We start from the raw sequence: 7,196 nt of genomic DNA on the forward strand, positions 1-7,196 counted from the left end.
ACGGCGAGCACAACTCCTGAAGGAACGGTGCAGGGGCTCCGATCAGGCACCACGACAGCGGTGTCGCACCGATTCTCAGGAGTTGCGCCCACGGAGGCGACCGCGCGGGAACGCGAGGAGTCGGATTACTCCGCGAAGCCGCTGGAGATGAGGTCGATCAGCTCTTCGCGCTCTTCGACGGCGAGGAACGCGCCGGCCGCGGCGTTGAGCTGGAACACCTCGAGGTCGTCGAGGCCGTACTCGAAGGTCTCCGACAGCAGCGCCAGCTCGCGGGTCAGCGACGTGCGGCTCATGGTGCGGTTGTCGACATTCACCGTCACCGAGAACCCGAGCTGGTACAGCAGGTCGAACGGGTGGTCCTCCATCGTGGAACCCCAGCGCTCGATCGCGCCGGTCTGCAGGTTCGACGAGGGTGAGAGCTCGAGCGTGATCTCGCGGTCGCGCACCCACCGCGCGAGGTCGCCGAACTGAACCAGCACCTCTTCGCCCGCACGCGAGACGACCTCGAGATCCTCGGCGATGCGCACACCGTGACCGAGCCGCAGCGCGCGCCCGTCGATGAGCGCGGAGCGGATCGAGTCGAGCCCGGCCGCCTCGCCGGCGTGCACCGTCGTGGGGAAGAACTCCGACGCGAGGTACTCGAACGCCTCCCGGTGATTCGACGGCGGGAAGCCGTCCTCGGGCCCGGCGATATCGAAGCCGACCGCACCACGCGTGCGCCAGTCCACGGCCAGGCGAGCGATTTCGAGCGACCGGTCGGTGTGCCGCATCGCGGTGATGAGCTGCCCGACCCGGATGTCGTGGCCGCGCCGCTCCGCGGCGTCCTCTCCCTCTTCGATGCCCTCCTGCACCGCCGCGACAGCCTCCTCGGGCGACAGACCCCGCGCCAGATGCTGCTCGGGCGCCCAGCGCACCTCGCCGTAGATCACGCCGTCGGCGGCAAGATCCTCGACGAACTCGCGGGCGACGCGCGAGAGCCCTTCGCGGGTCTGCATCACGCCGGTCGTCAGGTCGAACGTTTTCAGGTACTCCACCAGCGAGCCCGAGTCGCTCTTCTCCGAGAACCAGTCGGCGAGGTCGTCGGCGTCGGTCTCGGGCACGTCGAGCCCGACCTCGTCCGCCAGCTCGATGATCGTCTGCGGCCGCACGCCGCCGTCGAGATGATCGTGCAGCGACACCTTGGGAAGACCGCGGATCGACACGCCGTCCAGGATGGCGTCACCGTGCTGGTCGATGGGCATGTTCTCTCCTCGGTGGGGCGGTGTCGGGGCGAAGGAAGGCGAATGGGGGAAGCGATGCGAACGGGATGCCTCAGCCTAGGCGGTGATGCGTTCCCGCACGAGCGGTGCCGGCGCCGGGGCATCCGGACCGATCCGCCAGGCCCCTTCGACCGCCTCGAGTGCTCGATCGAATCGGGAGGCGTCCTCGCCGAGCAGGGTGAACAGCGGCTGTCCGGGCGAGACCGCCTCGCCCGGCTTGACGTGCAGGTCGATGCCGGCGGCGTGCAGCACCGGGTCCTGGGCGCGGGCGCGGCCCGCCCCCAGCCGCCAGGCCGCGATGCCGAAGGGGAGCGCCTCGAGGCGGGTGAGGTGGCCGGCCTCGGTCGCCGTCACGGTGTGGCTCTCGCGTGCGGCCGGCAGCGCGGCATCCGGATCCCCGTCCTGCGCACGGATCATCGCGCGCCAGACGTCCATCGCACGGCCGTCCTTCAGTGCCGCCTCGACGTCGGCGTCGGGCTGACCGGCGAGCGTGAGCATCTCGCGGGCGAGTGCCACCGTCAGCTCCACGACGTCGGCAGGGCCACCGCCCGCGAGCACCTCGACCGACTCGCGCACCTCATTGGCGTTGCCGATCGCGAGGCCGAGGGGCGTGTTCATGTCGGTGAGCAGCGCCGTCGTCGCCACGCCCGAGTCGGTGCCCAGCTCGACCATGGTGCGCGCGAGCTCACGCGCCTTGTCGATGTCGCGCATGAACGCGCCCGAGCCGAACTTGACGTCGAGCACGAGCGAGCCGGTGCCTTCGGCGATCTTCTTCGACATGATGCTCGATGCGATGAGCGGTATCGCCTCGACGGTGCCGGTCACATCGCGCAGGGCGTAGAGCTTCTTGTCGGCGGGGGCGAGCCCCGAGCCCGCGGCGCAGATGACGGCGCCCACCTCGCGCAGCTGCGCGAACATCTCGTCGTTCGACAGCGCCGCACGCCAGCCCGGGATCGACTCGAGCTTGTCGAGCGTGCCGCCGGTGTGCCCGAGGCCACGACCCGAGAGCTGCGGAACCGCGACACCGAACACGGCCACCAGCGGTGCGAGCGGGAGGGTGATCTTGTCGCCGACGCCACCGGTGGAGTGCTTGTCGACGGTGGGCTTGCCGAGCGACGCGAAGCTCATGCGCTCGCCCGACGCGATCATCGCATCGGTGAGGACGCGGATCTCGTCGCGCGCCATGCCGTTGAGCAGCACGGCCATCGCAAAGGCGGCCATCTGCGAGTCGGCGACGTAGCCGCGCGTGTACGCGTCGACCATCCATCGCAGCGCATCCTCGGGAACGGCTCCCCCGTCGCGCTTGGTGCGGATGACGTCGACCGCGTCGAATGCCTCGACCGAGCTCACCGCGCGGCCTCCTCGAGGTCGCGCGGACCGAACGCGTCGGGCAGCACCTCGTCGATGGTGCGGATGCCCGACACCGTCTCGAGGAGCATCCCGGGGATGGCGAACTCGTACAGCAGCTGACGGCACCGGCCGCACGGCATGATCGTGTCGCCGCGGCCGTTGACGCAGACGAACGCGACGAGCCCGCCCCCACCCGTCATCTGCAGCTGGCTCACCAACCCGCACTCGGCGCAGAGTCCCACGCCGTACGAGGCGTTCTCGACGTTGCATCCGGTCACGATGCGCCCGTCGGTCACCAGCGCGGCCGCGCCGACCTTGTAGCGCGAGTAAGGTGCGTAGGCACGCTGCATCGCCTCCGTCGCGGCCGCTCGCAGCTCATCCCAGTCGATATCGGTCACATTCATCCCTTGATGTACGGCTTGCCCGCCGCGGCCGGTCCTCGCACCTGACCGGCGAAGCCGACCACCGCGAGGATGGTCACCACATACGGCAGCATGGCCATGAACTCGGACGGGATGGGCGAGCCCAGGTTCGTCAGAAGCGTCTGCAGGTTGGTCGTGAATCCGAACAGCAGTGCCGCGAGCGCGGCGCGCACCGGGTCCCAGCCGCCGAAGATCACAGCGGCGAGCGCGATGAAGCCCAGGCCTCCGGTCATCTCCTTGTCGAACGAGCCGACGGAGCCGAGCGTGAAGTAGGCGCCGCCGATCCCGGCGATCGCCCCGGCCAGCAGCACGTTCCAGAACCGCGTCGGATTGACCTTGATGCCGACGGTGTCGGCCGCTTGCGGGTGCTCGCCGACCGCGCGCAGGCGCAGGCCCCAGCGCGTCTTGTACAGTCCCCACGCCACCAGCGGCACGGTGATGTACATGATGTAGACGATGAGAGTCTGATTGAAGACCACCGGACCGATGACGGGGATGTCGGACAGGACCGGAATCGCCCACCGCGGGAAGCGGGGCGGGGAGTTGAGCGCCTCGGCGTTGGGATTGAGCACCGCGCCATGGAGGAAGCTCGTCAGGCCGGTGATGAGGACGTTGAGCACGACGCCGACGATGACCTGGTCGACGAGGTACTTGATCGCGAAGACGGCGAGGACGGATGCCACGAGCGCGCCCGCGAGCATCGCGGCCAGGAGGCCCGCCACGTACGAGCCGGTGATGCTCGCGACGACGGCCGAGCTGAAGGCTGCGAGCAGGAACTGCGCCTCGATCGCCACGTTCACCACGCCCGCGCGTTCCCCGAGCACGCCGCCGATGGCTCCGAACACCAGCGGGACCGAGAGCGACACGGCACCGAAGAGCAGACCCGTGACGGGGACGAGGCCGCCCGCGGCCGACCACGTGAGGAAGGCGAAGACGGCGATCAGGGCGAACACGACCGGCAGCCACAGGCCCGCCCGGCGGTACGTGACGGCGGCCCAGAAGGCGTATGCGGTCAGCAGCGCCAGGAGCAGGGCGCAGACGACGACGGTGGCCCACGTGGGCACGCCGATGTCACCGAGGTTCCATGACGACGTGCGGTCGCTCAAGCGGTACGTGCTCACGCCGTGGCGCCCGAACGGGAATGCCATGAGCCAGATCAGCACGGTGGCGACGGCCAGTGAGATCGGCAGCTTGAAGTGCCGCTGACGCACTTTCTCGCGCGAGAACGAGCCGCCCGCGACCGGCGATGCGGGTGCGTTCAGGATGTCGGTGCTCACGAGGCCACCTCCGCCTTCGCCGCACGGCGGGCCCTCTTCTTCGCCGACAGCTCACTCTCGTCCTTGGGGAGGAAGAAGATCGTGCGGATGAGAGGCGGGGCTGCGATGAACAGCACGATGAGCGCCTGCACGACTACGACGATGTCGACGGGGATGTCTTGCGACACCTGCATCGTGAAGCTTCCCGCCTTGAGGGCGCCGAACAGGATGCCGGCGGCGAAGACCCCCCACGCCTTGCTGCGCCCGAGAAGCGCTACGGTGATCGCGTCGAACCCGATGCCGGCGTCGATGTGATTGCCGAATCCGCTCGTGATGGTGCCCGAGATCTGGTTCACGCCGGCCAGGCCGGCCAGGCCCCCCGCGAACGCCATCGCGTAGATGATGATGCGCTCGACGTTGACACCGGCCGCGCGGGCCGCGAACGGGTTCTCGCCGACCGCCCGCATGCGGAAGCCGAGGCTCGAGCGCTCGACGAGCCACCACACGAAGATCGTCGCGGCGATGGCGACGATGAAGCCCCAGTTGACGGTGAGGGGAGCGCCGAACATCGACGGGAACTGCGCGCTGGGGGGTGTCGGCGGCGAGATCGGCTGCGTGCCGCCGGGACGCTGCAGCAGGCCCGGCGTCGCGAGCAGCCAGGACACGAAGTAGAAGGCCACGAAGTTGAGCATGATCGTCAGGATCACCTCGTGGGCTCCGGTGCGGGCCTTGAGGAATCCCACCAGCCCGCCCCACACCATTCCACCGGCGATGCCGGCGGCGATGGTGAGCGGGAGGTGGATGAACATCGGAGCGTCGACGTTGATCGCGACGAACGCGGCTGCTGCGATGCCCATCAGCATCTGACCACGGGCGCCGATGTTGAACAGGCCGACCCGGAACGCCAGCCCCACACCGAGACCGGCCGCGATGAGGGGGGTCGCGAAGTTGAGCGTGTCGGTGATCGGCTTGATCGCGCGCACGAAGCTGTCGGCCGTGTAGTTGTAGATCGCACCGCGGAAGAGGGCCGAGTACGCGCCCGCGACGGCATCCCAGATCGCGAGCAGGGTGTCTTGCGGGCGCGCGAAGAAGTAGCCCGCGGCACGCTGGACCTCGGGGTCGGTCAGGGCGATCAGCAGCCCGCCGATGAGCATCGCCAGCACGATCGCGAGGATCGTCGTGACGATGTTGCTGCGCAGCATCTCGCGGATGATCTGGTTCTGCCGGGGCGGGGGCGGCACGTCGGCGGCGGGCGTGAGCTCTTGCGGCTCCCCCTGTGCGGTTCGCGCCATCACCGGGTCGCTGCCCCCGGGGCCCAGGTTCGTGCTCTCCGGGCTCTGGTCTGTCACGCCGGCACCTCCTGCGTGCTGATCGAGCCGGTCGGCTTCTCGCCGGCCATCATGAGTCCGAGCACCTCGCGGGGCGCGTCGCCGGGGACGATCCCGACGATCCCGCCCCGGTACATCACGGCGATGCGGTCGGCGATCGCCGAGACCTCGTCGAGCTCGGTGGAGACCACGATGACCGGCACGCCGGAGTCGCGCGTCTCGATGATCCGCTTGTGTACGAACTCGATCGAGCCGACGTCGATGCCGCGCGTCGGCTGCGACGCGACGAAGAGCTTGAGCTCGCGGCTCAGTTCGCGCGCGAGCACCACCTTCTGCTGATTGCCGCCGGACAGCCGGCCGGCCGCGAGGTCAGGGCCCTGCGTGCGAATGTCGAATTCGGCGATCTTCTCTTCGGCGAACTCGCGCAGCACTCCGCGGCGCAGCGTCGCGGCGGTGAAGAACGGCGCACCGCTGGATCGATTGAGGATGAGGTTGTCGGCGACGCTGAACTCACCCACGAGGCCTTCGACCTTGCGGTCCTCCGGGACGAATCCGACGCCCTCGTCGATGATCTGCTTGACCGTCATGCCGACCAGTTCGGTGCCGTCCAGCGAGATGGATCCGCTCACCCGGCGCTGGAGGCCGATGATCGCCTCGGTGAGCTCGGTCTGCCCATTGCCCTGCACACCGGCGATCGCGAGGACCTCGCCCGGCCGGACTTCGAAGCTGACGCCGTCGACGACGATCTGGTCTCGCTCGTCGACGACGCGCAGGCGGTCCACGACGAGTCCACCCTCACGCGTGCGGGGCGCCTCCTTGTGGACCGTGAGCTCGACGGGCCGGCCCACCATGAGCGACGCCAGCTCGGCGTTGCTCGCCGTGGGCTCGGCCTCGCCCACGACCTTGCCGAGGCGGATCACGGTGATGCGGTCGGCGACCTCGCGCACCTCACGGAGCTTGTGCGTGATGAAGACGATCGACGTCCCCTCGTCGCGCAGCTGCCGCATGATGCCCATCAGCTCGTCGGTCTCTTGGGGGGTCAGCACCGCCGTGGGCTCGTCGAACACGAGGACCTTGGCGTCGCGAGAAAGCGCCTTGATGATCTCGACGCGCTGCTGGGCACCGACCGGCAGATCCCCGACCAGCGCATCGGGATCGATCTGGAACCCGAACCGCGCGGCGACCTCCCGCACGTGGGCGCGCGCACTGTCGAGGTCAAGGACTCCGCCGAAGCCCGTCTGCTCGTGGCCGAGCATCACGTTCTCGGCGACCGTGAACACCGGGATGAGCATGAAGTGCTGGTGCACCATGCCGATGCCCGCCGCCATCGCGTCGCCGGGACCGGCGAACGTCTGCACCTCACCGTCGAGAAGGATCTGGCCCTCGTCGGCGGTGTAGAGGCCGTAGAGCACGTTCATGAGGGTGGACTTGCCCGCCCCGTTCTCGCCGAGGAGACAGTGGATCTCACCCGGTCGGACGACGAGGTCGATGTGATCGTTGGCAACCAGTGCGCCGAAACGCTTGGTGATCCCCCGAAGCTCGAGCGTCATAGCCGCCAATCTATCGAGTCGACAGGCGGCC

The 7,196-nt window shown here is 69.0% G+C and carries 6 protein-coding genes; all 6 read right to left on the reverse strand.

The annotated features are described in order from the left end of the window. Window positions 1-125: 125 nt before the first annotated feature. Window positions 126-1,241 carry an adenosine deaminase gene (locus tag K0817_RS00190; protein WP_219978321.1) on the reverse strand — a complete coding sequence of 372 codons (1,116 nt, stop codon included), beginning with the start codon at window positions 1,239-1,241 and terminating at the stop codon, window positions 126-128. Between the two features lie 75 nt (window positions 1,242-1,316). Further along, the gene (locus tag K0817_RS00195) at window positions 1,317-2,609 is read right to left on the reverse strand and encodes a thymidine phosphorylase (protein ID WP_219978322.1); all 1,293 of its coding nucleotides are present in this window, start codon (window positions 2,607-2,609) and stop codon (window positions 1,317-1,319) included. Beyond that, entirely contained in the window at window positions 2,606-3,007 is a 402-nt protein-coding gene (locus K0817_RS00200; RefSeq protein ID WP_219978323.1) for a cytidine deaminase, read from the reverse strand. The genes K0817_RS00195 and K0817_RS00200 overlap by 4 nt, the downstream gene beginning before the upstream one ends. Before the next feature lie 2 nt (window positions 3,008-3,009). Then, entirely contained in the window at window positions 3,010-4,293 is a 1,284-nt protein-coding gene (locus tag K0817_RS00205) for an ABC transporter permease (RefSeq protein WP_253735081.1), read from the reverse strand. A gap of 11 nt (window positions 4,294-4,304) precedes the next feature. Further along, window positions 4,305-5,579, reverse strand: a complete 1,275-nt coding sequence (locus tag K0817_RS00210) for an ABC transporter permease (RefSeq protein WP_219978433.1) — start codon at window positions 5,577-5,579, stop codon at window positions 4,305-4,307. A gap of 53 nt (window positions 5,580-5,632) precedes the next feature. Continuing rightward, window positions 5,633-7,165, reverse strand: coding sequence for an ABC transporter ATP-binding protein (locus K0817_RS00215; RefSeq protein ID WP_219978324.1), 1,533 nt, complete (start codon window positions 7,163-7,165; stop codon window positions 5,633-5,635). Window positions 7,166-7,196: the final 31 nt, after the last annotated feature.

The sequence above is a fragment of the Microbacterium sp. HD4P20 genome (genome assembly GCF_019449275.2).
Lineage (GTDB): Bacteria > Actinomycetota > Actinomycetes > Actinomycetales > Microbacteriaceae > Microbacterium.